This window comes from Pseudomonas sp. DTU_2021_1001937_2_SI_NGA_ILE_001, assembly GCF_032463525.1.
Classification (GTDB): domain Bacteria; phylum Pseudomonadota; class Gammaproteobacteria; order Pseudomonadales; family Pseudomonadaceae; genus Aquipseudomonas.
In genome coordinates this window covers 5,164,972-5,191,120 of the sequence record NZ_CP135971.1, presented here as the reverse complement: position 1 = coordinate 5,191,120, position 26,149 = coordinate 5,164,972, and the positions used below count along the sequence as shown (strand labels likewise).

Genomic DNA, 26,149 nt, shown 5'->3' with positions numbered 1-26,149 from the left:
TCGATGTTCGGGGTTCAGGCACGCAGCACGGCGCGCGCAGGGTCAGCGCGCGCCGGTTCGATCAGAGGGTGGAACGCAGGCTCCACAGTTCGGGGAACAGCTCGGTGTCGAGCATCTTGCGCAGGTAACCCACGCCCTCGGTGCCGCCAGAGCCTTGCTTGAAGCCGATGATGCGCTCCACGGTGGTCACGTGGCGGAAGCGCCACTGGCGGAACGAGTCTTCGAGGTCGATGAACTTCTCGGCCAGCTGGTACAGGTCCCAGTACCGGCTGGGGTTCTGGTACACCACTTTCCAGGCCGCCTCGACCGAGTCGTTGCGCAGGGTGCGGGTCGGTGCCACCTGCTCCAGGCGCTCGGCATCGATCGGCAGGCCGGCCTTGGCCAGCAGGCGGATGGCCTCGTCGTACAGCGACGGTTCTTCCAGGCTTTTCTGCAGGCCGTCCAGCAGCTCGGGCCGGTGTGCATGGGGCTGCATCAGCGGCACGCTCTTGTTGCCGAGGATGAATTCGATCTCCCGGTACTGGAACGACTGGAAGCCCGACGACTGTCCCAGCGATGGACGGAAGGCCACGTACTCACTGGGTGTCATGGTTGCCAGTACGGCCCAGGCGTGGACCATCTGATCGAAGATCCGCGACACCCGCGCGAGCATCTTGAACGCCGGTGGCAGGTCACCCTGCTTGAGCTGTTCGCGGGCCGCGCGCAGCTCGTGGAGCATCAGCTTCATCCACAGCTCGGAGGTCTGGTGCTGAATGATGAACAGCAGCTCGTTGTGGTCCTCCGACAGCGGATGCTGGGCACTGAGGATGCGCTTGAGGTCCAGGTAATCGCCGTAGCTCATGTCGTTGCTGAAATCCAGCTTGGCGTCATGCCACTGCTCGGCGTTGCCGTGGGAATAGGGACATTGGCTCATGAAAGGCTCCTCAGGTCACGGAGTGACGGGTCTGGTATTGCGGCTGACGCCATTCTTCGCCGTCGAGCACTTCGACCAGCGCCTGCACGGCCGCGCCGACGTCCTGGAACGAGGTGTACAGCGGGGTGAAGCCGAAGCGCATGATACGTGGCTCGCGGTAGTCGCCGATCACCCCGCGGGCGATCAGCGCCTGCACCACGGCATAGCCTTCAGGGTGTTCGAAGCTCACATGGCTGCCGCGCTGGGCGTGGTCACGCGGGGTGACCAGGGTCAGCGGGTGCGCCGGGCAGCGCTCTTCCACCAGGCGGATGAACAGGTCGGTCAGCGCCAGGGATTTGCGCCGCAGCGCGACCATGTCGGTCTTGGCGAAGATGTCCAGGCCGCACTCGACCATGCCCAGCGACACCAGCGGCTGGGTACCACAGAGGTAGCGCTGGATACCGGAGGCCGGTGCGTAGTGCGGTTCCATGGCGAACTGCCGGGCGTGGCCCCACCAGCCCGACAGCGGCTGCCAGACCTGGTCGCACAGCGCCGGAGAAACCCACACGAAGGCAGGCGCACCGGGCCCGCCGTTGAGGTACTTGTAGGTGCAGCCGATGGCGTAGTCCGCCCCGGCAGCGGTGAGGTCCACCGGTACCGCACCGGCCGAATGCGCCAGGTCCCACAGGGCCAGTGCGCCGTGCTGGTGGATCTGCGCGGTGACTGCGGCCATGTCGTACATGTGGCCGCTCTTGTAGTTGACGTGGGTGAGCAGCACCAGCGCCACCTGGTCGCTGAGCTGCGCCGCGAGGTCTTCGGGCTTGTCGATCAGACGCAGTTCATAGCCTTCGTCGAGCAGGTCGGCGAGGCCTTCGATGACGTACAGGTCAGCCGGGAAGTTGTGCAGCTCGGAGAGGATCACCTTGCGCTGCGGCGCGCGCTGGGCCTGGATGCGCAGGCCGGCGGCGAGGATCTTGAACAGGTTCACCGTGGTGGTGTCGGTGATCGCCACTTCGCCAGGCCCTGCGCCGATCAGCCCGGCCAGCTTGTCGCCCAGGCGCGTCGACAGGGTGCTCCACTGCGCGGTGTTCCAGCTGCGGATCAGCCCTTCGCCCCACTCCTGCTCGATCATCTGCGTGGCCCGCGCCAACGCGGCGTGCGGGCGGGCACCAAGGGAGTTGCCGTCGAGGTAGACCACACCTTCGGGCAAGGCGAATGCGTCGCGCAGCGGCGCCAGCGGGTCGGCGAGATCAAGCTCGCGCAGTTCTTGTTGTACAGACATGTCATTCATCCTTTCAGGGGGCGCAGTACGGCGCGCACCGGGCTGGCATCGAGGTGGGAGAAACGCAGGGGCAAGGCAATCAGTTCGTAGTCACCCTCGGGCACCGCATCCAGCACGATGCCTTCGAGGATCGCCATGGCCTGGCGCTCCACCGTGCGGTGAGCGTCCAGGGTCTTGGATTCCTGGGGGTCGAGCGACGGCGTATCGATGCCGATCAGGCGTACGCCATGGCTAGCCAGCAATTCGATGGTCGCTGGCGCGACGGCGGTGAAGTCAGAGTCCCAGTGGCTCACTGGCGCCTGCCGATAAGTGCGCAGCAGCACGCGCTCGGGCACCTGGTGCAAGTGCGCGGCGATATCCGTCGGCTCTACCAGCGCACCGCTGCCCAGGCAATGGATGACCCGACACGGGCCCATGTACAGGTCCAGTGACACCTCACCGATGGGCAGGCCGTCGGGGCTGTAGTGCAAGGGCGCATCGACATGCGCGCCAGTGTGCGGCGACAGGGTGATGCGTCCTACGTTGACCGGACATTGCGGGCCATAGGCCCAGACCCGCTCTTCCTGGAAAGGCGTGTCGCCGGGCCAGGTCGGCGTGTCGGTGTTCAAGGGCGGGCTGATGTCCCACCAGGCGGTTTGCGTTGGCATGTTGTTGTTCTGCTCCCTTGCAGGCAGGGAAAAGCTTATCTGCAAGGGCCAAGAATTTTCTTGCAATCTCAGCGCCGGAGTGACATTTATTCGCAGATTATTCTAATCAACAAGTTAAAAACGAAGGAGTCTGCAAAGGATGAAACTGGACAGCATCGATCTGCGCATCCTCGCCTGCCTCAGCCAGGACGGACGCATGAGCAACCAGGACCTGGCGGAAAAAGTCGCGCTGTCACCCTCGGCCTGCCTGCGTCGCCTGCGCAACCTGGAAAGTGAAGGCATCATCGCCGGCTACGGCGTGCGCCTGGACACCGCCAAGCTGGGCATCGAAGTGCAGGCGATGGTCAGTGTCAACGTGCGCCAGGACATGGACGGCTGGCACGAACGCTTCATCGAAGCCGTGCAGCACTGGCCTGAAGTGGCCGACGCCTTCATCGTCACCGGCTCCAGCAACTACCTGCTGCGCGTGCGCGCGCGCAACCTGGCGCACTACACCGATTTCATCGTCAACCGCCTGCACGCCAGCCAGGGGGTCACCGACATTCGCTCGGACATCATCCTGCAAAGCCTCAAGTCGCGGGACAACCTGCTCGACCTGGTGCGGCCGAGCCAGGGCTAAGCCGGAACCCAGGCGCCCCACCATGGTCTGCTGGGCATCGTTCACGAGAGACATGCCATGGGCAATACTGCAAAGCGCGGCTTGAACCGCCTGATGGTGCTGATCCAGGTGGCGCTGTTCATCGGCGCCTGCGCCTGGGCCGGCGTGCTGATGGGCATGGGCGGTATCTTCAGGCATGGACCGTTCGTCAGCGTGCTGCTGGTCACCGTGCTGATCATGCTTGCCACGCTGATCCACGAAGCCGGGCACTGGTTGGGAGCGCGCCTGGCCGGGATGCCGGTGTTGCAGGTGCAGGTCTTCCACCTGGCGATCCAGCCCCAGCGTCGAGGCTTGCGGGTGCGCCTGAAGGGCGTGCCGCGAAGCCTGGGACTGAGCGGCTACGTGTTCGCCGCGCAGCGTCCGGACCAACCGGTACGCGAGTCGCTGTTGCTGTTCGTCGTCATGGGGCCGTTGGCCAACCTGGTCGCCGCCGCCCTGTGCCTGATCCTCGCCGTGCTGGGTGGCTCGCTGATCGGCGTGCTGCCGGGCTTCGCGCTGATCAACCTGGGCATGGGCCTGGCCAACCTGGTGCCGACCTGGGGGCGTAGCCAGAGCGACGGTTTCAAGCTGCTGACCTGGTGGCAGCGGCCGGACGAAAACGCCGCCGACCTGGCCTACACCCGTCTGCTGGCGCATTACGTCGCTGGCGTGCCGGCCGAACGGCTACCGGTCGAAGACATTCAGGCACTGGCCGAACAGCCGATGCCCATGCCGCTGATCGCCCTCTCCTATCAGATCTATGCCCGGCAAGCACTTGAAGACTGGCCGGGTATCCAGCAACTGGACAGCGAGCTGCAAGCGATGCTTGACGCCCATAGCAAGCAGTTGCTGCCCGTGGCCACCAGCATCGCGATCATGCAGCGCGACCTGGCCTACAGCCGCGCCTACTACACCCAGGATGCCTCGGCGCTGGACGCCTACGGCCGCAACCGGGATGTGGACTGGTTCGCCCCGTCCCTGGCACCGCGTTGCGACGCCCTGCGCGCCGCGTTGCAGGGCGATGTGCCGAGCATGGAGCGCCATCTGGCCAGGGCCTTGCAACTGGCGCGCAACCATGTGGCGGGCGGCTATGCGGCACTGGAGGAGCAACTGGCAACACAGATCCGCGAACGGGCCCGCACGCGCCTGGCAGAGGGTCAGCCCGTCGTCGCCTGAGCCACCCGCACGCGTTGCAGGCAATTGATCAGGTGCAGGCGCATCGCCGCGCGGGCCCCGTCGGGGTCGCGGTGCGAGATGGCGGTGTAGATCTGCTCGCGCTCGCGACGACACGCCTGGCGATGCGCCTCGGCCAGCTCGGGCGGCGGGGTCACGCCGACCTTGAGGGTATTGCTCATGTGGGTCATGGCATCGATGAAGAAACTGTTGCCTGTACACAACACGATCAGCAGATGAAAGCGGAAGTCCGTGGCGATGCTGTCCTGAGCGATACGCGGCAGCGCATTGGCCTCGTCCAGCGCGGTGCGCAGCGTCTGCAGCTGCTCGGCGCTGGCGCGCTGTGCGGCGATGGCTGCGGCGTCCACTTCAAGGCTCATGCGCAGCTCGATGAAAGCCACTTCGTCGTAGGCCGGATCACGGTCATGACGCCCGACCTGAAACGCGCCGGGGCCGGTGGTATCGACCACGAAGGTGCCGATGCCGCGCCGGGTTTCCACCAGCCCCTCGGCCTGGAGCCGCGACATGGCTTCACGCACCACCGTGCGGCTGACCCCGCGTTCCTGGGTCAGTGCCTGCTCGGTGGGCAGCTTGCTGCCAGCAGGCAGTTCACCGGCGAGGATTCGACGCGACAGATCGAGGACCAGCTGCTGGGCCAGGCTCAGGCGTCGCTCGGGGGGAGAACTGTCCATGGGAAGGATCCATTGAGATATCAAATTGTCAGCAGTATAAGCGCAGCTTCGCGTCCGTTCGCACTATAATCCTTGTCCAAACCAGCCAGAGCATACCCATGCCGGACCTCTCCGCCCCAGCTGCCAACAAACCTCGCCGGCTCGCCGAAGCCCTGGTCGAACGCTTTGCCCAGCGCATGCGCGATGGCGCTCTCAAGCGTGGCGACAAGCTGCCGACCGAAGCCACCATCATGCAGGACGAAGGCGTCAGCCGCACGGTGGTGCGTGACGCGCTGTCGCGCATGCAGGCGGCCGGGCTGGTCGAGACCCGCCACGGCGTCGGCACCTTCATTCTCGACATGCCCGCCCCGGAAGGCTTCGCCCTGGGACCGGCGACCATCGTGCAGCTCTCCGACGTCCTCGACCTGCTGGAGTTCCGCCTGAGCCTGGAGGTGCAGGCCGCCGGCATGGCCGCCGAGCGCGCTACGCCTGAAGCCCTGGCAGAAGTCGAGCAGGCGCTGCACGCCCTGCTGGAAGGCCCGGAAAAATCCGGCAGCACCACCTACGCCGACTTCCAGTTCCATCTGCAGATCGCCAAGGCCTCGGGCAACCATTACCTGATCGACATCATGAAGCACCTGGGTACCAAGCTGATTCCGCGTACGCGGATGAACTCGGCCTACATCGGCCAGAGCAATCGCAGCACCTACCTGGCAGGCATCAACGCCGAGCACCAGCAGATCTTCGACGCCATCGCCAGCCGTCACGTGGATGCAGCGCGCGCGGCCATGTTCCTGCACCTGAGCAACAGCCGCACTCGCCTGCGCGAGGCCCAGCAGCGCCAGGCCTTCTACAACGAGTGAGGCCGCGGACGGCTCAGGGCGCCGCCGGTTCCACCTGGCTGAAACTCAGGCCCTGGCTGTTCTTCACCTGCCAGGGCTGCACATCGCCGGTTTCGCTGAAGCGCACCGCGTCGAAGCGCGAGTCCTTCAACCCATCGATTTTCGCCTGTGCCGGGCCACTGAAGCGCACCCGCTCGAACACCAGGCCCTGGTGAAAGGCGTCGTGGGCACTGTCACCCTTGACCTCGATGGCCGCGCCACGCGCATTCTCCACGCTCACGTCGCTGACCCGAATGTCGCGGAACTGCCCGGCGATGGTCGAGCGCTGGTAGTCGAGCTTGGCGTTGGGGTCGTGGTAGTCGAGGGTGAAGATGAACGCCTGCTTGACCGTGTTGCGGATTGCCGAGTCGCGGAAGGTGACATGGCGTGCGCCGCCGCCCATGAAGTTGGTGCTCTTCATGCGCAGCCCGGCATCGGTGCCGTCCGAGACGTTGTCTTCAGCCAGGATGTTCTGGATCCACGCACCGGTATGGCTGCCGGCGACCACCATGCCATGGCCCTTGCGGAAGTAGTTGTTGAAGATCCAGGCATCTTCCTGGGGTTTCTGCTTCACCGCCTCGGCGCCGGTGCCAGCGGCGAAGTTGACGCAGTCGTCACCGGTGTCGAAGAAGTTGTTGAAGACCATCGCGCCACGGCTGTTGGCGAACTCGATGCCATCACCATTGTTGGCGTCATAGGTCTTGTGGGTGGTATTGGCCAGCACCACGTTTTCGGTTTCCAGGTTCATGATGCCGTGGAACGCCGGGTTGACCACGGTGAAGCCACCATAGAAGACGTTCTTCACATCGCGCAGGGTAATCAGCGAAGAGCGCATCTGACCGTAGGCATCCTTGACGTTCATGCCTTCAGCCACCGCACGTTCGACCTGGGCCTTGGCCAGTATCCCGTCGTGCAGGTAGCGGCTGTTGTCGCTGGGCAGATAGAACGGCAGGCGCTGGCCGCGCTCGTCGACCACGTCGTCATTGCGTTTCCAGCCGTTGCCGTCGAGGGTGCCCTTGCCGACGATGCGGATGTTCTCGAAGGCCTGGTGGCTGCGCGGGTCACGTGGCAGCGCGTTGATCAGCGAGGCCGGGCGCACGGTGGTCGAATACGGGTATTGAATGTAACCCTCACGCGGGTAGTCCTCGGCACGCTCCGACCCGAGCAGGGTCGCGCCCTCGGCGATCTCCAGGGTCATGTTGCTCTTGAGGTACAGCGCACCGCTCTTGTAGGTGCCAGCCGGCAGCAGCACCTTGCAACCGCGTGTGCAAGCATCGATGGCGCGCTGGATCGCGGCGGTATCCAGGGTGCTGCCGTCGCCCTTGGCGCCGTAGCGCCTGACGTCGAACACTGCAGGAACCGGCGTGGTGCGCTGCACCAGCACCGGGCTGTCGGCCGACTCCTTGCCGTCACGGCCGACCGAACGCACGGTGAAGCGGTACTCGGTGTCAGGCGTGAGGCCCTCGGCCGTGTAGCTGTGGATGGCGATGCGGTGATGAAAGCCGCGCGTGTCCTGCTCGTAGAAGCGGTCGATATAGGGCTTGGCTGGCGACACCCGGTCGTTGTTGGCATTGGCACTGCCCAGCCGCTGGCCGTTGGCATAGACGTGGTAGTCCTGGATATCGGCATGGGCTTCGGGCTTTTCCCAGACCAGGATGATCTGCCGGTCATCGAAGGCCAGGGTCGGCACCTGCAGCCTGGCCGGCGCCTCCAGTGCCCAGAGCGGCAGGCTGCTGCCCATGGCCAGGGCGGCGACGATCGAACCAGCCAGGCCGCGCCTGGCAAGGAATGCAGTGAGGGGTGTTGCTATCGGCATGTTGTTGTTTTCCTTGTGGTTGCCAGTCATCGCACCGGGGTTGGGCCGAATCCGCTTCAGCCTTGCCCGGCGGCGTGTGCGAGGTAATGACGGCGGTTGACGAAGGTCTCGCGCGGCATTCCCCTCACGTCCATCGATACCGCCTGCACCTGCGGCAGGCGTGCCACCAGCGCGCCGACGGTGTCCAGTGCCAGGGCACGGCGCTGATCCGCACTGCGCCCCGAGAGAATCTGCAGGGTCACATGGACGAAATCGTCCTGGGTGGCGCCGCAGCGGTAGTGTTCGTACAGGGCCAGACGGACCTTGATGTCACCGGGGGTGAACAGCCCACTGGCGTCGATGGCGTCGTGGACGGTGCTCAGCAGGGTCTGCTCGCCCACCGCCCGGGCCAGGCCGGCGGGGCATTCGATGATGCAATGAGGCATACGCTTTCCTCGCGGACCGTCATCGATCCGCCGATGGGCGGGGCCGGCGCGTGACGCCATCCCCGCACAGGGACAGGGGTGTTCAGACGGCGGCGCGCACCGGCTCGGCGCTGAAGTCGCGGCTGGCCTGCACCAGCATGCGGGTGTACTCGTGGCTCGCCTGGTCCTGGCTCAGGGCCTGGCTGTCGAGGCGCTCGACGATACGCCCGTGCTGCATCACCGCGACCTTGTCGCACAGGTGGCTGACCACCCCCAGGTCGTGGGTGACCATCAGGTAGGTGAGCTTCTCGCGTTGGCGCAGGTCGGACAGCAGGTTGAGGATCTCGGCCTGCACCGACACATCGAGGGCCGAAGTGGGTTCGTCGAGCAGCAGCACCCGGGGTTCGAGGATCAGCGCCCGGGCGATGGCCACGCGCTGGCGCTGACCGCCGGACAACTGGTGCGGGTATCGATAGCGGAAGCTGTCGTTGAGGCCGACCTTGTGCAGGATGTCGTTGATGCGCTCGTCGCGCTCGCCCATGCCGTGGATGGCCAGCGGCTCGCGCAGCGCGGTATCGATGGTGTGGCGTGGATGCAACGAACCGTAGGGGTCCTGGAAGACCATCTGCACCTTGCGAAAGTGCTCCTTGGGAATCTTGTGCTGCAGCGGTACGCCGGCAATGCTCAGTGCCCCGCTCCAGTGCCGGTACTGACCGGCCAGGCAGCGCAGCACGGTGGTCTTGCCGGAACCGGACTCGCCGACCAGACCGAACGACTCGCCGTCCTCGACACTCAGGTTGACGTCATGCAGCACCTGGTTCAGCGCCGGGCCGACACCAAAGCTCAGGTTCAACGATTGGGCTTGGATCATGGACATGGTCAGTTTCCTCAGCAGGTGAGCCAGAGCGGGTCGCGCTGCAGCACAGGCAGGCGCGGACGGCGGTTGTCCATGCTCGGCAAGGCGGCCAGCAGGCCACGGGTATAGGGATGTTCGGCGCGATGCAAGTCACTGGCGGCCAGCGACTCGACAACACGCCCGGCGTACATCACCAGCACGCGGTCGCAGTAGTTGCGCACCAGGTTGAGGTCGTGGCTGACGAAGATCAGCCCCAGTTGCTGCTCGACCACCAGCTCTTCGAGCACGTTGAGCACCTGCTGGCGCACCGAAACGTCCAGGGCCGAGGTGGGCTCGTCGGCGATGATCACTTCCGGGTTGGTGATCACCATCATGGCGATCATGATGCGCTGGCCCATGCCGCCGCTGACTTCGTGCGGGTACAGGTCATAGACCCGCTTGGGGTCGCGGATGTGCACTTTCTCCAGCATCAGCAGCACCCGCTCGCGGGCTTCGCTGCGGCTGGCCTTGTGGTGGGCCAGGTAGGCTTCGGCGATCTGCTCGCCGACACGCACCACCGGGTTCAGCGAGTACTTCGGGTCTTGCATGATCATCGAGATGCGCTGGCCGCGGATCTTCTGCATGGCCTTTTCGCTGGCGGTCAGCAGGTCGACGTCGCCGAACTGCAGGGTGTTGGCGGTGATCTGCGCACTGGCCGGGTGCAGCTTGAGCAGGCTGCGCCCGACCGTCGACTTGCCCGAACCGGACTCGCCGACGATGGCGAGTTTCTCGCGGCCCAGGGTGAAGGACACGTCACGCACCGCATGCATGACTTTCTTGCCGTTGACGAAGCGCACGTTGAGCGAATCGACGATCAGTTTTGGATTGGACATGGGGCCTCCGGTCATTCGCTACGTGGATCGAGGATGTCCCGCAGGCCATCGCCCAGCAGGTTGAACGCCAGGCTGACCAGCATGATCGCGGCCCCCGGCACGGCGACCAGCCACCAGCATTCGAGCATGTAGCGGCGACCGGTGGAGATCATCGCGCCCCACTCCGGCAGCGGCGCCTGCGCGCCCAGGCCGAGAAAGCCCAGGGCGGCGGCGGTGAGGATGATGCCGGCCATGTTCATGGTCAGGCGGATGATCACCGACGACAGGCACATCGGCACGATGTGGCGCAGGATGATGCGCGTCGACGAGGCGCCCTGCAGCTCCACCGCCACCACGAAGTCGGCCTTGCGCAGCGACAGGGTCTCGGCCCGCGCCAGGCGCGCGATCGGCGGCCAGGAGGTCAGCGCGATGGCGACCACCGCATGCTCCAGGCCAGGGCCGAGGGCGGCGATGAAGGCCAGGGCCAGGACCAGGCTGGGGAACGAGATGAAGATGTCGGTGATGCGCATGAACAGCGTGTCGACGAAACCGCCGAAGTACCCCGAGACCGTACCGATGAACAACCCGATAGGGCCGACGATGACGGTCACCAGCACGATGATGTACAGGGTGATGCGTGCGCCATACACCAGGCGGCTGAAGATGTCGCGGCCGTATTCGTCGGTGCCGAACCAGTGCGCGGCCCCAGGCGCCTGCAGCGCCGCGCCGAGGTTCTGGACCACCGGGTCGTGGGTGGCGATCCATGGCGCAAAGGTGGCGACCACGATCAGCAGCAGCGCCACCAGCAGCCCGGCCAGGGTCATGGGGTTGCGCAGCAGGTGGTTGAACACCCGCAGGCTGCTCTTGTATAGCGCCTCCATGCTGGAGGACGGTGCGTGTTCGTTCTTGTGCTTGGCAGCTGATTCGGAAGAAGACATGTTGGCAATCATCGGCATGCTCTCGATGGGGAATCATGGCCACCGGAAGCGCCCGCAGGCGCGCCCGGCGGGATTCAGCGTTGTTTGTACACGCCCAGGTAACGGGTCGCCTCGGCGTCATCGCCGGTGAAGCCCTTGACGTCTCTGGCGCTCACCGCGGTGTCGGTCATCTGCGAAATGATCATGATCGGTCCGGCCAACTGGTCGTAGCGCTGCTGCGCTTCGTGGTACAGGGTCAGGCGCTTGGCGGCGTCACGCTCCACGCCCAGGCGGTCGATCAGGTCGTTGAGCTGGCGATCGAAGAACGAGGCGCGCCAGCCCTGGAAGTTGGGCAGCCCGGCGTTGTCGCTGTTGTCGGGGTTGTAGACGAAGGTGCGAAGGCTGAAGTACGGATGCGGGTATCGCTCCGCACCGCGGGCCACGATCATCTCGAAGTTGCGGGCGCGCATCGCGCCATAGACCTGGTTGCCGGTGCCGGTGACGATGCTCGCCTTGATGCCACCCTCGGCCAGGGTCGACTGCATGCGCGCCGCGATGTCGATGAACGGCGGCTCCGACAGCGTGCGGATGGTGGTGGTGAAGCCCTGCGGGTAACCTGCCTCGGCCAGCAGGGTCCTGGCCTTGGCGACGTCCAGGCGATAGCCGGGATCGGGCAGGCGCGCCTCCAGGCCCAGTTGCATCGGCTGCTGGTTGAGCTTGCCGTAGTGCGGCATCACCTGCTCGTCGATGCCCTGGTAGTCGATCAGGCTGCGCACCGCTTCGCGCACTTTCTGGTTGGCGAACTCCGGCTGTTTCATGCTCATCGCCACGTAGTACATGGTGCCGCGCTGCAAAGCCTGCACCTGCAGCTTGTCCGACCCTTCGATGGCCTTGATGTCCGGCGCAGCCATGCCATAGGCCAGGTCCAGATCACCGCGTTCGAGCATCAGACGCAGCGACTGCGACTCGGTCATGTGCCGCACCAGCACACGCTTCATCTTCGCCGCGCCGGCCCAGTAGCCGTCGAAGCGGGTCATCACCAGCGCGTCGTTGGCGCTCCATTTGCTCAGGGTGAAGGGACCGCTGCCCGCTTCGTTGGTGACCAGCCAGGCAGCACCGAGGTCACCGTTTTTCTCGTGCTTGAGCGCCAGCACGCGATCCACCACCACGGCGCTGGGTGATACGGCCAGGGAATCGATCACCAGCAGCGGGTTGACCGGCTGCGGCAGGTCGATCACCAGCGTGTGCGCATCGGTGGCACGGATCAGCCCCTGGATGTTCTCGGCACTGTAGCCATAGGCCTTCCAGGTGGTGGCCAGGCCGAAGTTGAGTTTCATCACCCGGTACAACGACCAGGCCACGTCTTCGGCCGTGAGCGGGTTGCCGGAGTGGAACTTGACGTCGCTGCGCAGGTGAAAGGTGATCTGCGTACCGTCTTCGCTGACGCTCCAGCGCTCGGCCAGTTGTGGCAGGTGCCGGTCGGGGTTGCCGTTGTCACGCTTGATCAGCGTGTCGTAGAGGTTGGCGTTGATCCCGGAAGCATCCAGGCCGGGCGCGTTGGCCGGGTCAATGGAGAACAGGTTGACCATGCTCATGCCGACGATCAGTTGGTCAGCCGGGGTCTTGGCCTGTACGGCAGCCATCGGCCCCAGAGCCAGCATCGCACCGAACAGGCTCATGCGCAGGGAGGGGAATACAGTCTTCATGGAGTCGTCCTTCTTTTTATAGTTATTGGTGTGTTCGGGCTGGCGCGGGGCTCAGCGGGTCCGTGGGTCGAACACCTTGTAGAGCGCGTCACTGATCAGGTTGAGGGCGACGAAGATCAGGCCGATCAGCAGGACACAGCCCATCACCGCGTTCATGTCGCCGAGCATCAGGCTGCTGGTCAGGTACTGGCCGAAACCGGGCCAGGCAAACACCGTCTCGATCAATACCGCGCCTTCGAGCAGCGAGCCGTAGGCCAGCGCGACCACCGTGAGCAGTTGCACGAGGATGTTGCGAAACGCATGCCCCCACACCACCTGGCGCCGCGACAGGCCCTTGACCCGGGCGGTGATGATGTACTCCTGCGAGAGTTGTTCGAGCATGAAACTGCGGGTCATGCGGCTGATATAGGCCACCGAGTTCAGGCCCAGGATCAGCGCAGGCAGCACGATGTGCCGCAGGGCGCTGGAGAAAGCCTCCCAGTCGCGGGCCAGCGCGGTGTCGATCAGCAGCAGCCCGGTGACTTCGGTCACCATACCGTCGTAGGCCAGGTCGATGCGCCCGGCGCCGCCGGCCCAACCCAGCCAGGCGTAGAAGATCAGCAGGCCCATCATGCCCACCCAGAAGATCGGCGTGGAATAGCCGAACAGGGTGATGACGCGAGCCACGTGATCGCCGATGCGCCCCTGATTGCTGGCCGCTACGACGCCCAGTGGCAGGCCGATGAGGATGCCGAAGAGAATGGCCAGGGTCGCCAGCTCGATGGTGGCGGGGAAGACGCGCTTGATGTCCTCCAGCACAGGATGGCCGGTGAGCAGCGCATTGCCGAAGTCACCGTGGGCCAGGTCGTTGAGGTACAGGCCGAACTGTGCCCAGATCGGCTTGTCCAGGCCCATCGAGCGGTACACCTGCTCGTAGGTGGAGCTGTCGGCGTCCGGACCGACCACGGCCAGCACCGGGTCCAGCGGCATCACCCGGCCGATGAAAAAGGTCAGCGCCAAGAGGCCCAGCAAGGTCACCAGGACGGTGCTGGCCCGGCGGGCGGTCCCGGATACGCGGGTGCCCAGGGCAGAGGCAGTCGAAACAAACATAACAGGCTCCTGAAAAAGCGTTATCGGTCACCAGGGCGTGAGGGGCGCGCACGCCCCTGCCCGCTCAACGCGACTTGTAGACGTCTTTGTAACGAGTGGTGGCCGCCGTGTGGCCCTGATAGTCCTGCACGTCGTGGTAGACCATCACGGTGTCGGTCATCTGCGACACCGGCATGATGGCCCCGACCTGCTCGTCGAGCTTTTCCTGGATCTGCTGGTACTGCGCCCGTTGCCGGGCCTTGTCGGGTTCGACCTCGGCGGTTTCGATCAGCTGGTTCAGTTCCGGGCTGTAGAACGAGGTGCGCCAGCCCTGGAAATTGCTCAGGCGGGCTTCGTCACGGTTGTCCGGGTTGTACACCAGGGTACGCAGGCTCGAATGCGGATGCCGCTCGGCCCCTCCGCCGCCCCGCCCGACCAGGATGTCGAAACTGCGATCGCGCATGGCGCCGTAGATCTGGTTGCCGGTGCCGGTGATGAGGCTGGCCTGAATGCCGGCCTGTGCCAGGGTCGCCTGCAGGCTGGAAGCGATGTTGACGAACGGCGGCTCGGTGAGCACCCGGATGGTGGTCTTGAAGCCCTCGGGGTAGCCGGCTTCAGCCAGCAGCTTCCTGGCCTCGGCGACGTTGAGGGTATAGCCGGGATCGTCCAGGCGTGCAGGCAGGCCCAGTGGCAGCGGCCGCTGGTTGAGCAGGCCATAGTGCGGCATCACCGTCTGGTTGATGCCCTGGTAGTCGATCAGCGAACGCACCGCCTTGCGCACCCGGGCATCGTCGAACGGCTTGCTCTTCACGCTGAGCGCCACGTAGTAGAGCGTGCCGCGCTGGACGGTCTCGGCGCGTACCTTGTCGGATTTCTCCAGGGCGGCGATGTCCGGCGCCGCCATGCCCTTGGCCAGGTCGAGGTCGCCGCGTTCGATCATCAGGCGCAGCGACTGCGACTCGGTCATGTTGCGCATGACGATGCGCTTGAGCTTGGCCGGCCCGCCCCAGTAGCCCTCGAAACGGCTCATCAGCAGCACGTCGTTGGCGCGCCAGTCGTTGAGGATGAACGGGCCGCTGCCGGCGGCATGGGTGGTCAGCCAGGCGGCGCCCAGGTCATCGCCCTTCTGGTGCTTGAGCACTTCCTTGCGGTCGAGGATGAACGCACTGGGCGAGGTGGCCAGGGTGTTGAGCACCAGCATCGGGTCGGTGGGGCGCGGCAGTTCGACGACGAAGGTGGAGTCGTCGGTGGCGCGCATGTGCTGTTCGACGTTGGCGGCGGTGAAACCGTAGGCCTTCCAGGTCGAGGCCAGGGCCAGGTTGAGCTTGAGCACGCGTTGCAGCGACCAGGCCACATCCTGCGCACTGAGCGGGTTGCCCGACTGGAACTTCACGTCCTTGCGCAGCGTGAAGGTGAGGGTCTTGCGGTCATCGCTGACCTGCCAGCTTTCTGCCAGTGCGGGTTTCAGGGTGTCTGGCTGCCTGACGTCCTGAACCAGCAGCATGTCGTACAGGTTGGCGTTGATCTCGGAGACGTCCAGACCAGTGGCCGCGGCCGGGTCGAGAGACAACAGGTTGATCATGCTCATGCCGACGATGAGCTGGTCGGCAGGCGTCTTGGCGAACGCGGCAGGCAGCGAAGTCAACGCCAGCGATGCGGCAAAGGCGCCCGCCCAGAGTTTCGGGATAACGTTCATGTGAGTAGCCTTTTTATAGTTATTGGACTCTCGGGCGACACGCATCTGGCGCGTGTCGCCATGGACGAATCAGAAGCTTTCCAGGGTGTTGGTTTCGACGTAGTTGAAGTTGATGTCTTCACCCAGGCCAGGCTGGTCGGACAGGTGCACGAAACCGTCGGCATCCATCGGGTCGACCAGGCGATTCAGGTAGGCCGGCACCTCGTCGTAGTCCAGGAACGGGTGCAACAGGCCGCGCTCGTACCAGGTGCAGTTCTTGATCGCACCGACCACTGTCAGGTTGGCGGCGCCGTTGCCGTGGATCTCGCAATCCATGCCGAACGACTCGGCCATGTGCGCGACCTTCAGGCACGGAGCGATGCCGCCGACACCGGCCACGCCGGCACGCAGGATGTCACAGACGTCGTTCTTCACCCAGCTGGCACGACTGAGGTGCTTGCCGCCCAGGCTTTCCGGACCAAGGATCGGGATATCCAGCTGGCTGGCCAGCCAGGCGTAAGACTCGGCCGAGTCTTCCATCATCGGTTCTTCGAACCAGGCGAAATTCAGCTTCTCCAGGGCCCGGCCGATGGTCAGGGCTTCGGTGCGGCTGTACCAGTGATAACCATCGATCATCAGTGCGATGTCCGGGCCCACGGCTTCACGCACGGCGGCGCAGGCCTTGATGTCCATGCTGACGCTCGGCGCGAAGGACACCGGCGGCATCCAGGTGTGCAGCTTGATGGCCTTGTAGCCACGCTTGACCAGGGTCTCGGCGAAGCGGCCGTACTCCTCCGGTGTCGACAGACCACCGGGCAGCTCGTCGCCACACATGGTCGAACCGTAAGCCGGCACCTTGTCGCGGTAGCCCCCGATCAACTTGTAGACCGGCAGCTTGAGCTTGCGCCCGGCCCAGTCCCACAAGGCTTGTTCGACCAGCGCCAGAGCGCGATCGGTCAGTTGGCTGGCGCTGCCGCGCTGCCAGTGCGCCAGGTCGTGCCAGATCCTTTCGCGATCGAAGGCATTGGCGCCCACCAGCACCTTGCGCACGAAGTTATCCAGCACGTAGGGGCGAATCAGCTCCGGCGCACCCAGTGCGTAGCCTTCGTTGCCGCATTCGGTGCGGATACGCAGCAGGGCCATCCTGGCCTGGGTGACATCGCCGGGGTGGGCATGCCCGGCGCTGTCGACTGCACGACGCGTGGGGTAGGAGAAGATCTGGACGTTCACAGCAGTGATGATCATGGACATTGAGCCTTTTTCTTGGATTTGTGGCGGGTGTGTCACGCTCTGCGACGGATCCTACGTCATCATACAACTTTTGAAAAGCGCCCCTCGCAAACTTTTCAAAAACGCCCTCTCACGCACAAAAATGTGGCCAACCAGTGGTCACTCGTCCCAGCCAAACCAAACAAAACCCACAAAACACGCTAAATAGAGCCATTCTTCACGTGGTATGACAACATCTCAAGAAATCGTAGACAACCCCATGGTTGTACGATAACTTATCGCGAAATTTCCCACGGAGAAGACCTACAACCGCCCGACTCGCCGCTCTGTCTCATAACGTCCTCAACAACAACAAAAAAGAAGATCGCATGAACACAACACTTCGCAGCCTCATCGCTGTCAGCACCCTCAGCCTGTCTTTCTATGCCTGCGCGGATTCCGCGAGCATCAACTACCGCCACGGCTTCACCGAAGACGACAGCATGCACTCCGACCGGATCAAGCTCAGCTACCGCATGGACAGCGGTCTGGGGTTCGCCGCCGAGATCAAATACAAGACCGCGGGCGACCGCGAAGACGTCGCGTACGACAACATGGTCAACAACGGCCATGAATTCACGGTGGACTACAACTACAAGTTGAGCCCCCAGTCGACGCTGACTCCAGCCTTCCAGATGGACAGCTCCAAGGACGCCACCACCTACAAGTTCGGTCTCAAGTACAGCTACAAGATCTCCGACACCTGGTACGTCGCCACACGTGTACGCCAGGACGCCCGGAGTCTCGACCGCGACCTGATCGACCGCAGCAAGGATGACCGCGCCAAGGACAACCAGAACACCACGCGACTGGAAGGCTGGCTGGGCTATACGCCCCAGGGCCCATGGGCATTCGAATACCAGTACATCCATTTCGAGACAGACTACATCCGCTACGACAACAAGAAGAGCGACTACGAGCAGAACCTGATCGTCAAGTACAGGCTCAACAAGCAGTGGTCGCCCTTCATGGAGGTGGGCGACATCAAGGTCAACTCCACCACCGACGATCGCCAGGCCCGCTGGCGGATCGGCATCCAGTACAACTTCCTGTGACACCTCGCCGCCGGGCCGCCCTCAGGGTGGCCCGGCACCGTTTCGCTTCCCCGCCACTGCGCAAAGGTTCCGCCATGACTCAGACCGCCACGAGCAAACCCTTCAACCGCCTCCTGCTGACCGGCGCCGCCGGCGGCCTGGGCCAGATACTGCGCGAGGCGCTGCAGGCACATGCCGACATCGTGCGGGTTTCCGACATCAGCCCGCTGGCGCCCGCTGCCGGTGAACACGAAGAGGTCCGGCCCTGCGACCTGGCCGACAAGGCCGGCGTACTGGCGCTGGCCGAAGGTGTGGATGCCATCGTGCACATGGGCGGCATTTCCACCGAACGTGCCTTCGAGGCCATTCTCGAAGCCAATATCCGCGGCACCTTCCACATCTATGAAGCGGCCCGCAAACACGCCATCAAGCGCGTGATCTTCGCCAGCTCCAACCACGTCACCGGCTTCTATCGCCAGGACGAGCCAGTCGATGCGCACTCCCTTCGCCGCCCGGACTGCTATTACGGGGTGTCGAAATCGTTCGGCGAAGACCTGGCGACCTTTTATTTCCATCGCTACGGCATCGAGACCGTAAGCCTGCGCATCGGCTCATCGTTTCCCGAACCGCGTAACCTGCGCATGCTCAGCACCTGGCTGAGCTACCGCGACTTGGCTCACCTGATCGAACGCGCCCTGCTGGCGGAGCATGTCGGCCACACCGTGGTGTACGGGATGTCGGCAAACCGCGACCTGTGGTGGAACAACCGTTATGCCGCGCACCTGGGATTCAATCCGCAAGACAGTTCCGAGCGCTTCCGCGAGAAGCTGGAACAGCAACCCAGATCGGCTGCGGATGACCCGACCGCCCTGCTGCAAGGCGGCCCGTTCACCGCTGCAGGGCCCTTCGACTGAAACCACGCCCCTCTCGCAAGCCGGAGGCGGTCACCCAGACCGCCCTCCTCCCACCAGACCACCCCAGCCACCTCGTGCATCAGCCAGCGCACCGCCAAACATCAGCGAGCTGCGCTGCGCACCACCGCGACACCGATTCTGCGGTCGAGCGAGCCTCTCCTTCACGCACAACGCCGCCACAGAAGACCGGCACGTGTCTCGAATTCGCTACAGAGCGTCATAGCGACCTATGCCATTCCAAGCGCAGCGCATCCTCGCTGCGGGCCAGCAGCATTCGGCTTCGCACTCGTCGTGCTCGAACCATTACGCGACTTGCACCGCAACGCCGATGAGCGGGCGCCGTCCCGCCAGACGGCATGCCGAGACGGCCTGCACGACCCGACACCTGTAAAGACCCACACTTCACCACGCGATTCGAGAATCCCCTTTATGATGCGCAACGCAACTCCCCTGATGCTGGCCGGCGGCATGCTGATGACCGGACACAGCCTGGCTGGCAACTTGTTGCTTTGGCAGGACAACAGCCTGACCTACCTCAACGGCATCGACTTCAAGGTCGACCCGCCCCGGCAACAGACCGTGACCTTCGAACACGCCAGCGGCTGGAGCTTCGGCGACCTGTTCCTGTTCGTCGACGGCATCCACTACAACACCGAAGCGACCAACGCCGCCGGTGATGACCGGAACTTCTACGGCGAGATCAGCCCGCGCCTGTCGTTCGGCAAGATCAGCGGCAAAGACCTGTCGTTCGGCCCGATCAAGGACGTGCTGCTGGCCGCCACCTACGAATTCGGTGAAGACGACACCGAGAGCTATCTGCTCGGCCCGGCGGTGGATCTGAACATTCCCGGCTTCGACTACTTCCAGCTCAACACCTACTACCGCGAGACCGATGGCAAGCGCCATGGCAGCGGGGTCTGGCAGATCACCCCGGTGTGGAGCTACACCATTCCCGTGGGCAACTCCGACCTGGTCATCGACGGCTTCATGGATTGGGTGGTGGACAACGACAAGAGCTACCACGCCAACCTGCACTTCAACCCGCAGATCAAGTACGACCTGGCCAAGGGCCTCGGGCTGGGCAAGAAGTTCTATGTGGGCGTGGAATACGACTACTGGAGCGACAAGTACGGCATCAAGGACAGCCAGGCCTTCGCCACCGACCAGAGCGCCATCAGCTTCCTGCTCAAGGCACACTTCTAAGTACCTGCGCAGGCAGGCGACCCCATGACCAGGAAGGCTTGCAACGCGAACATGCGAGGCACAGGGCCGAAAACGCACCGAACGCCTGCGCAACACATCTTGAGCAGGCCTTCCAGGCATGCAGCCTGGCCGCGCACGTCAACGTCGCCCGCCCGGAAGGTGTCCCGCCCCGCCAGGCCGGTCGCCGTATACCGTCGACCTTGATCAGCACTCGGACGAGCGCGTGAGCCGCGGATGAAAAAGCATCGCGCAGCGCCGGAATCATCGCCAGGAAGGGTTCTTTGTATGGAAGGCAGAAATGATAAAAGGGACCGAAGTCCCTTTTATCTATGGTTTACCAAGCCGAATGATGCTTGCGAAACCTGAATTTGGAGCGGGAAACGAGACTCGAACTCGCGACCCCGACCTTGGCAAGGTCGTGCTCTACCAACTGAGCTATTCCCGCTTATGACGACCCGTCGAGAGCGACGAGTCGTTGAACCTTCATGAGCCTCGCAAGGCTCATAAAAAAACCCCGATATGCTCGGGGCTTCTTTGCCCTGAAGCCGCAAGGCTTCAAACGCCAAATCTGGAGCGGGAAACGAGACTCGAACTCGCGACCCCGACCTTGGCAAGGTCGTGCTCTACCAACTGAGCTATTCCCGCTTATTGGCGTCCCCTAGGGGACTCGAACCCCTGTTACCGCCGTGAAAGGGCGGTGTCCTAGGCCACTAGACGAAGGGGACACACTACAACATTCACTCCCTGCTGCGTAGCGTTGTGGGCTTATCGCTGCAAGTGGCGCGCATTCTAGGGATGCTTTGGGAGAGCGTCAAGCCCCTAGTGAAAATTTATTGAAATCAACCACTTCGCCCTAAACAAAGGAATCCTCACCGTAGGTCGGTTTGTAAGACGTCGCCATCAAGTTTTGTGGGAATTGGCAGATAAGCTCAACTAAGGAGCATCCGTGACTTCAATGCAGACATTGTCGGCATGGTGCGCCCCCAGGCCGGAGCCCTGGCCCTCGGCGCGACATGCACTGAAACAAGCGTAGCTACTAGGCGCAGTAGTGCTTAGCCACTACACTCGCCCCATCACATCTGGACTTATAGAGGTTTGCACAGTGACACCTATCATGATCACGGTGCTCATACTGGTCGGTATCGCACTGCTTATAGCAATCGGCTACCTGAACCACGTGGCCGAGAACAAGAAACTGGATACGGCCCGCACCAAGGTCGAGCTCAGCGACCGCTTGCGTCGCTGTTCGGAAATCTCCGAGACGTTTCCTGGCCAATTGATGTCCCCTGCCCTCAAGCTGCTGCTCACGCGCCTTGAACTCAACGTCGTGCAACGCATGCTGAACCTGGACAAGACCAACGCCCAGCTCAAGTTCCGCGCCGAGGAACTCAAGGAGCTGGTCGCCAAGGGCGAGGCCATCCCGGTGACCAACCAGGCCACCCCGATCCAGACCGAAGCCAAGGCCAAGGACGTGCGTTTTCTGCTCGAAGCCCTGCATGGCCAGGTAACCCGCGCGGCCCACGACGGCTTTCTGCACACCAGCGAAGCCAAGCACTGGATCCGCGAGATTCGTCATATTCTGGTGATGTTGCACATCGAGTTCTTCAACACCCTCGGCCAGGAAGCCATGAACCAGGATCAACCTGGCCAGGCGCGTCTGGCATTCGAGCGTGGCGTACAGTACCTGCGCAGCCAGCCAGACCCGGTGACCTACCAGGCGCAGCTGGCGGCCATGGAGAAATCCCTGGCGCGGGTCAACTCGATCGTGCTGACCAACACCGCACCGACCGAAAATGACGAAAACGCCCTGACCGAAGGCCTGAAGGCGGACGCCGAAGAAACCGAATGGAAGAAGAAGGTCATCTACGACTGACCGTTCACCGGTGCGCAGCCTGGCTGCGCACCGGCTCTGCCCGCCTCAGCAGTCGCTGGACTGCAGAAAGATTTCCGCCAGCCGCTCGATACCCCGCTGATCCTCCACACCAAAACGCGCCAGCTTCGGACTGTCCAGGTCCAGCACCCCGATCAGACGCCCCGCTTTGACCAACGGCACCACCAGCTCGCTGTTCGACGCGCTGTCACAGGCGATATGCCCAGGGAACGCGTGCACATCCTCGACCCGCTGGGTCTGCAGGCTTTGCGCGGCGGCCCCGCACACACCACGCCCGAACGGAATGCGCACGCAGGCCACCTGCCCCTGAAACGGGCCGAGCACCAGCTCTTGGTTACGGTTGAGGTAGAAACCCGCCCAGTTCAGGTCGTCCACCTGGCTATACAGAAAGGCCGAGAACTGCGACGCGTTGGCGATGAAGTCCCGCTCGCCAGCCAGCAGCGCCTCGAGCTGGGCAGCCAGCAGTTCATAACCCTGCAGGCCCGCGCCCGCCTCGTTCAGATCGATCATGGTTGTTGCTCCAGCAATTGAAGGCCCACCCAGTAACGGGCGAACTGATAGGCACAGCGGCCGTTGCGATTGCCGCGCCCGGTGGCCCAGCGGACCGCCAGCACGTCCAGCGCTTCGTCGCGCTGCCATTGCAGCCCGGCCTGGGCGGCGAGCTGGCCGATCCAGTGCTCGACGACATTCAGATAGTGCGGCTGAGTGAAGGGATAGAACGACAGCCACAGGCCGAAGCGGTCCGACAGGGCGATCTTGTCTTCCACCGCCTCGCTGGGGTGCAGTTCGCCGTCGACGCGTTGCCAGTTGGCGTTGTCGCTTTCCTTCTCCGGCACCAGGTGGCGGCGGTTGGAGGTGGCGTAAAGCAGGACGTTGTCCGGGGCCTGCTCCAGCGAGCCATCCAGCACGCTCTTGAGCACCCGGTAGTCGCCCTCCCCGGCTTCGAACGACAGGTCGTCGCAGAACAGCACGAAGCGCTGCGGCAGCGCCTGCAGCTGCTCGACCACCCGCGGCAGGTCGCCGAGGTGATCACGCTCGATCTCGATCAGGCGCAGACCGGCCTGAGCGTATTCGGCGAGCAGCGCGCGCACCAGAGAGGATTTACCGGTACCCCGCGAGCCCCACAACAGCGCGTGGTTGGCCGGCAGGCCATCGATGAACTGGCGGGTATTGCGGGCCAGTTGGTCACGCTGCTGATCCACCCCGATCAAGTCGAACAAACGCATGTCCAGGCTCACTTCCAGCGGCATCAGGTAGCCCGTGCGGCCTTCGCGCACCCAGCGCGCCGCCAGGGCCTGCGACCAGTCCACCGGCTCGCGCAGGGCCGGCAACAGCGGCTCCAGCCGGGCCAGTACGGCTTCGGCGCGTTCGAGAAAAGCATTCAACCGGGAATCCACGGTATCTCCTTGGGTATCAACCAATTTATCCCGCCTCGCAATCGGCTATGCTACGTGCGCACCTCACGGGAAGTGGCAGTACGCAATGGATATAGCCTTCACTAACAGGTTGTCGTTCAAGCAGGCGCGCCTGGCCGTAGTGGTCGGCTTCATACTGGGAACACTGCTCAGTGCGCTGCAGATAGGCCTGGATTATGCCAGCGAAGACGCGGCCATCGACCGTGAAATTCGTTCGCTGCTGGAAATCAGCCACAATCCGGCCTCACGAATCGCCTATAACATCGACGCCATACTCGCCCAGGAACTGACCCTGGGCCTGTTGCAGTCCCCCGCCGTGATCAGCGCACGACTCACCGATAACAGCGGCATGGTGCTGGCCAGCGTCGAACGCCCGATCAACCAGGGTCGCCTGCGCCTGCTCAGCGATTTCCTGTTCGGCGAGACCCGCCAGTTCAGTCAGCCGCTGCGGCTGGACAACGCTCCGGACGAACGGATCGGTACCCTGAGCCTGACGGTCGACACCTACGTCTTCGGCAGTGCCTTCCTGCAGCGTTCGGAAATCACCCTGATCAGCGGTTTCGTTCGCAGCCTGGCGCTGGCAGCGATTCTCTGCATCCTGTTCTACCTCACCCTGACCAAGCCCTTGGTCGGCGTGATCCGCGACCTGACCTATCACGACCCACGGCGCCGGGAACAGCAGAAACTCATCTGCCCATCCGGGCACGAGACCGATGAAATCGGCGTGCTGGTAGACACCCTCAACCTGCAGATCGAGATCGTCGCCAACGAATTTGCCCGGCGCCGCAATGCCGAGAACCGCCTGACCCGTCATCTGGATGAGCTGGAAGGTATCGTCTCGACCCGCACCCGCGAGCTGGAGGCGAGCAACCTGCGCCTGAGCCAGTACAACGAAGAACTGCAACAGGCCCGCAGCACGGCCCTGGAAATGGCTCAGGCGAGGGCTGCTTTCCTCGCCCACATGAGCCACGAGATCCGTACTCCGCTCAACGGACTGCTGGGCATGCTCGCCCTGTCGCTGGACGGCACGCTGAGCCCGGAACAGCGCCAGCAGCTGATGATCGCCCACGACTCGGGCAAGGTCCTGGTGGAATTGCTCAACGATGTCCTCGACATGTCCAAGTTCGATGCCGGACACCTGGAATTCGAGCGCATCCCCTTCGACCTCGGCCGCCTGGCCGAGGAAACCGCGACCCTGCTGTCGCAGAACGCGGCGCCCAGCGTCGAGCTGACCTGCCTGATCGCTGCGGACTTCCCGGCACTGGTGCTGGGCGATCCGACCCGAGTGCGACAGATCGTCAGCAATCTGCTGTCCAACGCACTCAAGTTCACCCGTTTCGGGCGCGTCGACGTACGCCTCAGCCATTATCTGGATGCTGGCGCGCAGCAGCAGCGGGTGTGCATCGAGGTGCGTGACACCGGCATCGGCATCCCCCGCGAAGCCCAGACCAAGATCATCCAGCCGTTCACCCAGGCCGAAACGGCAATCACCCGGCAGTTCGGCGGCACCGGGCTGGGCCTGGCACTGACCCACAACCTGTGCGATGCGATGCAGGGTCAGCTGAGCATCGACTCGCAGCCAGGCTTCGGCAGCCGCTTCCAGGCCGAGCTGCCACTGCCCTGGCACACCCAGGCACTCGCCCTGGGGCGCCTGAATGGCCGGGTCACCGTGATCAGCGCCGCCGGCAGCGGCTTGGTCGAGCTGCTGGGGAGCCTGCTGCCGGGCTGGGGCATCGAGATGGAGCGCCATGGCATAGACGAGGCCCCCACCTTTCTGGAGTGCAGCGAGCCACCACAGCTGTTGATCACCGACTGCCCCGAATGCCTGTTCGAGATCCGACGCGTTACCAGCGTTCCGATCCTGCTGGTCACCGCCTATGGCAACTTCATGCCCGCCGAGCAGGTCAGCGTCCTGGCTCCGCTGCAGCAACAGGCCAGGCCGCTGGCGCGCCACGCCCTGTACCAAACGCTGCGCCGGGTCATGCGTCCGGAACTGCCGGAAATGTCAGAGCAGCAGCCGCGTACGACAGATGCCTCACACCGGGCGCGCATCCTGCTGGTCGAAGACAATTCGGTGAACCAGATGGTCGCCAAAGGCATGCTCACTCGCCTCGGCTGCCAGGTGACCATCTGCGGCCACGGTGCCGAAGCGCTGGAACGCCTCGAACACCAGCGCTTCGACCTGGTGCTGATGGATTGCAACATGCCGGTGATGGACGGCTATGAAGCCAGCCGGCAGATCCGCCAGAGTGGCCGCTGGCCCCACCTGCCCATCATCGCACTGACCGCCAATGCCATGCCCGAAGAGCGTGAACGCTGCCGTGCTGCCGGCATGGACGACTACCTGGCCAAGCCGTTTCGCCAGGCCGAGCTGCTCGGACTGCTCGAACAGTGGCTGCCGGGACTGGCCAGCGATGCCCAGGCGCATCAGACGTCAGTCTAGAAAAGCCTCGATATCCTTCTGCAACGCATCGGGCTTGGTCATTGGCGAAAAACGCCGGACCTGGCGCCCATCGGCGCTGAGCAGGAACTTGGTGAAATTCCATTTGATCCGCTGGCTGCCCAGCACGCCCGGTGCGCGGCGCTTGAGTTCGACGAACAGCGGATGCGCGTCACTGCCGTTGACCTCGACCTTGGCGAACATCGGGAAACTGACCCCGTAGTTGCGTTCACAGAAAGCCGCGATCTGCCCGGCATCGCCAGGCTCCTGGGCGCCGAACTGGTTGCACGGAAAGCCCAGCACCACCAGCCCCCGCTCGCGATAGGTCGTCCAGAGCTGCTCCAGCCCCTTGTACTGGGGCGTAAAACCACATTGGCTGGCCGTGTTGACCACCAGAAGTGCCTTGCCGGCATAGTCGCCGAGGGTCTTGTGCTGGCCGTCGAGGGTCGTGCAGGGAATATCCAGCAGGTTCTGGGACATGGCGGTCTCCAAGTCAGAGGGGAAGCA

General features: G+C 63.9%; 24 protein-coding genes and 3 tRNA genes. 8 read left to right on the top strand and 19 right to left on the bottom strand.

What is annotated here, in order from left to right:
- Positions 1-61 precede the first annotated feature (61 nt).
- From kynA to kynB, 3 genes are read right to left on the bottom strand one after another with little or no spacing between them, the layout of a single operon-like run.
- Positions 62-913 carry a tryptophan 2,3-dioxygenase gene (kynA, locus tag RRX38_RS22800; RefSeq protein ID WP_315960750.1) on the bottom strand — a complete coding sequence of 284 codons (852 nt, stop codon included), beginning with the start codon at positions 911-913 and terminating at the stop codon, positions 62-64.
- A gap of 10 nt (positions 914-923) precedes the next feature.
- Positions 924-2,174, bottom strand: a complete 1,251-nt coding sequence (gene kynU, locus RRX38_RS22795; RefSeq protein ID WP_315960749.1) for a kynureninase — start codon at positions 2,172-2,174, stop codon at positions 924-926.
- Between the two features lie 5 nt (positions 2,175-2,179).
- A complete protein-coding gene (gene kynB / locus RRX38_RS22790; RefSeq protein WP_295470525.1) occupies positions 2,180-2,821 on the bottom strand; it encodes an arylformamidase in 642 nt (213 codons plus the stop codon).
- 139 nt (positions 2,822-2,960) lie between these two features.
- Between kynB and RRX38_RS22785 the strand changes: the two genes are divergently transcribed.
- Together RRX38_RS22785 and RRX38_RS22780 are read left to right on the top strand one after the other, a co-directional pair.
- Positions 2,961-3,440: an Lrp/AsnC family transcriptional regulator gene (locus RRX38_RS22785; RefSeq protein WP_295470524.1), complete on the top strand. Its 480-nt coding sequence runs from the start codon at positions 2,961-2,963 to the stop codon at positions 3,438-3,440.
- A gap of 57 nt (positions 3,441-3,497) precedes the next feature.
- Entirely contained in the window at positions 3,498-4,634 is a 1,137-nt protein-coding gene (locus tag RRX38_RS22780) for a M50 family metallopeptidase (RefSeq protein ID WP_315960748.1), read from the top strand.
- Here the strand turns inward: RRX38_RS22780 and RRX38_RS22775 are convergent.
- A complete protein-coding gene (locus RRX38_RS22775; protein WP_315960747.1) occupies positions 4,616-5,323 on the bottom strand; it encodes a FadR/GntR family transcriptional regulator in 708 nt (235 codons plus the stop codon). The two genes, RRX38_RS22780 and RRX38_RS22775, sit on opposite strands and share 19 nt — an antisense overlap.
- A gap of 98 nt (positions 5,324-5,421) precedes the next feature.
- On the opposite strand from RRX38_RS22775, the gene RRX38_RS22770 reads away from it, so the two are divergent.
- Positions 5,422-6,165: a FadR/GntR family transcriptional regulator gene (locus tag RRX38_RS22770; RefSeq protein ID WP_295470519.1), complete on the top strand. Its 744-nt coding sequence runs from the start codon at positions 5,422-5,424 to the stop codon at positions 6,163-6,165.
- Positions 6,166-6,178: 13 nt separating this feature from the next.
- Here the strand turns inward: RRX38_RS22770 and RRX38_RS22765 are convergent, their stop codons facing one another.
- The 9 genes from RRX38_RS22765 to RRX38_RS22725 form a co-directional block, all read right to left on the bottom strand.
- Positions 6,179-7,999 carry a glycosyl hydrolase family 28 protein gene (locus RRX38_RS22765; protein WP_410524847.1) on the bottom strand — a complete coding sequence of 607 codons (1,821 nt, stop codon included), beginning with the start codon at positions 7,997-7,999 and terminating at the stop codon, positions 6,179-6,181.
- Positions 8,000-8,055: 56 nt separating this feature from the next.
- Positions 8,056-8,424: a 5-carboxymethyl-2-hydroxymuconate Delta-isomerase gene (locus RRX38_RS22760; protein ID WP_315960746.1), complete on the bottom strand. Its 369-nt coding sequence runs from the start codon at positions 8,422-8,424 to the stop codon at positions 8,056-8,058.
- Positions 8,425-8,506: 82 nt separating this feature from the next.
- Positions 8,507-9,280 (bottom strand): ABC transporter ATP-binding protein, encoded by a 774-nt coding sequence (locus RRX38_RS22755; RefSeq protein WP_295470516.1) that lies wholly within the window; start codon positions 9,278-9,280, stop codon positions 8,507-8,509.
- 11 nt (positions 9,281-9,291) lie between these two features.
- Positions 9,292-10,131 (bottom strand): ABC transporter ATP-binding protein, encoded by an 840-nt coding sequence (locus RRX38_RS22750; RefSeq protein ID WP_295470515.1) that lies wholly within the window; start codon positions 10,129-10,131, stop codon positions 9,292-9,294.
- An 11-nt stretch (positions 10,132-10,142) separates the two neighbouring features.
- Positions 10,143-11,060: an ABC transporter permease gene (locus tag RRX38_RS22745; RefSeq protein ID WP_295470514.1), complete on the bottom strand. Its 918-nt coding sequence runs from the start codon at positions 11,058-11,060 to the stop codon at positions 10,143-10,145.
- Positions 11,061-11,122: 62 nt separating this feature from the next.
- Complete coding sequence (locus tag RRX38_RS22740; RefSeq protein ID WP_315960745.1) at positions 11,123-12,733, bottom strand: ABC transporter substrate-binding protein; 1,611 nt, start codon at positions 12,731-12,733, stop codon at positions 11,123-11,125.
- Between the two features lie 51 nt (positions 12,734-12,784).
- Positions 12,785-13,822, bottom strand: a complete 1,038-nt coding sequence (locus RRX38_RS22735; RefSeq protein ID WP_315960744.1) for an ABC transporter permease — start codon at positions 13,820-13,822, stop codon at positions 12,785-12,787.
- Positions 13,823-13,886: 64 nt separating this feature from the next.
- Positions 13,887-15,497, bottom strand: a complete 1,611-nt coding sequence (locus RRX38_RS22730) for an ABC transporter substrate-binding protein (protein WP_315960743.1) — start codon at positions 15,495-15,497, stop codon at positions 13,887-13,889.
- A 69-nt stretch (positions 15,498-15,566) separates the two neighbouring features.
- Entirely contained in the window at positions 15,567-16,721 is a 1,155-nt protein-coding gene (locus RRX38_RS22725; protein WP_295470507.1) for a mandelate racemase family protein, read from the bottom strand.
- Positions 16,722-17,074: 353 nt separating this feature from the next.
- Between RRX38_RS22725 and RRX38_RS22720 the strand changes: the two genes are divergently transcribed.
- The 3 genes from RRX38_RS22720 to RRX38_RS22710 all read left to right on the top strand — a co-directional run bounded on the left by RRX38_RS22720 (position 17,075) and on the right by RRX38_RS22710 (position 19,896).
- The gene (locus RRX38_RS22720; protein WP_295470506.1) at positions 17,075-17,800 is read left to right on the top strand and encodes an oligogalacturonate-specific porin KdgM family protein; all 726 of its coding nucleotides are present in this window, start codon (positions 17,075-17,077) and stop codon (positions 17,798-17,800) included.
- A 74-nt stretch (positions 17,801-17,874) separates the two neighbouring features.
- Positions 17,875-18,693 (top strand): NAD(P)-dependent oxidoreductase, encoded by an 819-nt coding sequence (locus RRX38_RS22715; protein ID WP_315960742.1) that lies wholly within the window; start codon positions 17,875-17,877, stop codon positions 18,691-18,693.
- Between the two features lie 432 nt (positions 18,694-19,125).
- Positions 19,126-19,896 carry an outer membrane protein OmpK gene (locus tag RRX38_RS22710; protein ID WP_410524930.1) on the top strand — a complete coding sequence of 257 codons (771 nt, stop codon included), beginning with the start codon at positions 19,126-19,128 and terminating at the stop codon, positions 19,894-19,896.
- Positions 19,897-20,265: 369 nt separating this feature from the next.
- Here the strand turns inward: RRX38_RS22710 and RRX38_RS22705 are convergent.
- The 3 genes from RRX38_RS22705 to RRX38_RS22695 form a co-directional block, all read right to left on the bottom strand.
- A tRNA-Gly gene (locus RRX38_RS22705) sits at positions 20,266-20,341 on the bottom strand.
- Positions 20,342-20,465: 124 nt separating this feature from the next.
- Positions 20,466-20,541: transfer RNA gene (locus tag RRX38_RS22700), tRNA-Gly, on the bottom strand.
- A gap of 4 nt (positions 20,542-20,545) precedes the next feature.
- A tRNA-Glu gene (locus RRX38_RS22695) sits at positions 20,546-20,621 on the bottom strand.
- Positions 20,622-20,998: 377 nt separating this feature from the next.
- Between RRX38_RS22695 and RRX38_RS22690 the strand changes: the two genes are divergently transcribed.
- Complete coding sequence (locus RRX38_RS22690) at positions 20,999-21,769, top strand: hypothetical protein (RefSeq protein ID WP_410524846.1); 771 nt, start codon at positions 20,999-21,001, stop codon at positions 21,767-21,769.
- A 45-nt stretch (positions 21,770-21,814) separates the two neighbouring features.
- Here the strand turns inward: RRX38_RS22690 and RRX38_RS22685 are convergent, their stop codons facing one another.
- Together RRX38_RS22685 and RRX38_RS22680 are read right to left on the bottom strand one after the other, a co-directional pair.
- The gene (locus tag RRX38_RS22685; RefSeq protein WP_295478810.1) at positions 21,815-22,297 is read right to left on the bottom strand and encodes a GAF domain-containing protein; all 483 of its coding nucleotides are present in this window, start codon (positions 22,295-22,297) and stop codon (positions 21,815-21,817) included.
- Entirely contained in the window at positions 22,294-23,184 is an 891-nt protein-coding gene (locus RRX38_RS22680; protein ID WP_315960740.1) for an ATP-binding protein, read from the bottom strand. Before RRX38_RS22680 ends, RRX38_RS22685 begins: the two co-directional genes overlap by 4 nt.
- A gap of 85 nt (positions 23,185-23,269) precedes the next feature.
- On the opposite strand from RRX38_RS22680, the gene RRX38_RS22675 reads away from it, so the two are divergent.
- On the top strand, positions 23,270-25,645 hold the full coding sequence (locus tag RRX38_RS22675; RefSeq protein WP_295478816.1) for a response regulator: 2,376 nt from the start codon (positions 23,270-23,272) through the stop codon (positions 25,643-25,645).
- Here RRX38_RS22675 and RRX38_RS22670 read toward each other — a convergent pair.
- The gene (locus RRX38_RS22670) at positions 25,637-26,122 is read right to left on the bottom strand and encodes a glutathione peroxidase (protein ID WP_315960739.1); all 486 of its coding nucleotides are present in this window, start codon (positions 26,120-26,122) and stop codon (positions 25,637-25,639) included. The two genes, RRX38_RS22675 and RRX38_RS22670, sit on opposite strands and share 9 nt — an antisense overlap.
- Positions 26,123-26,149: the final 27 nt, after the last annotated feature.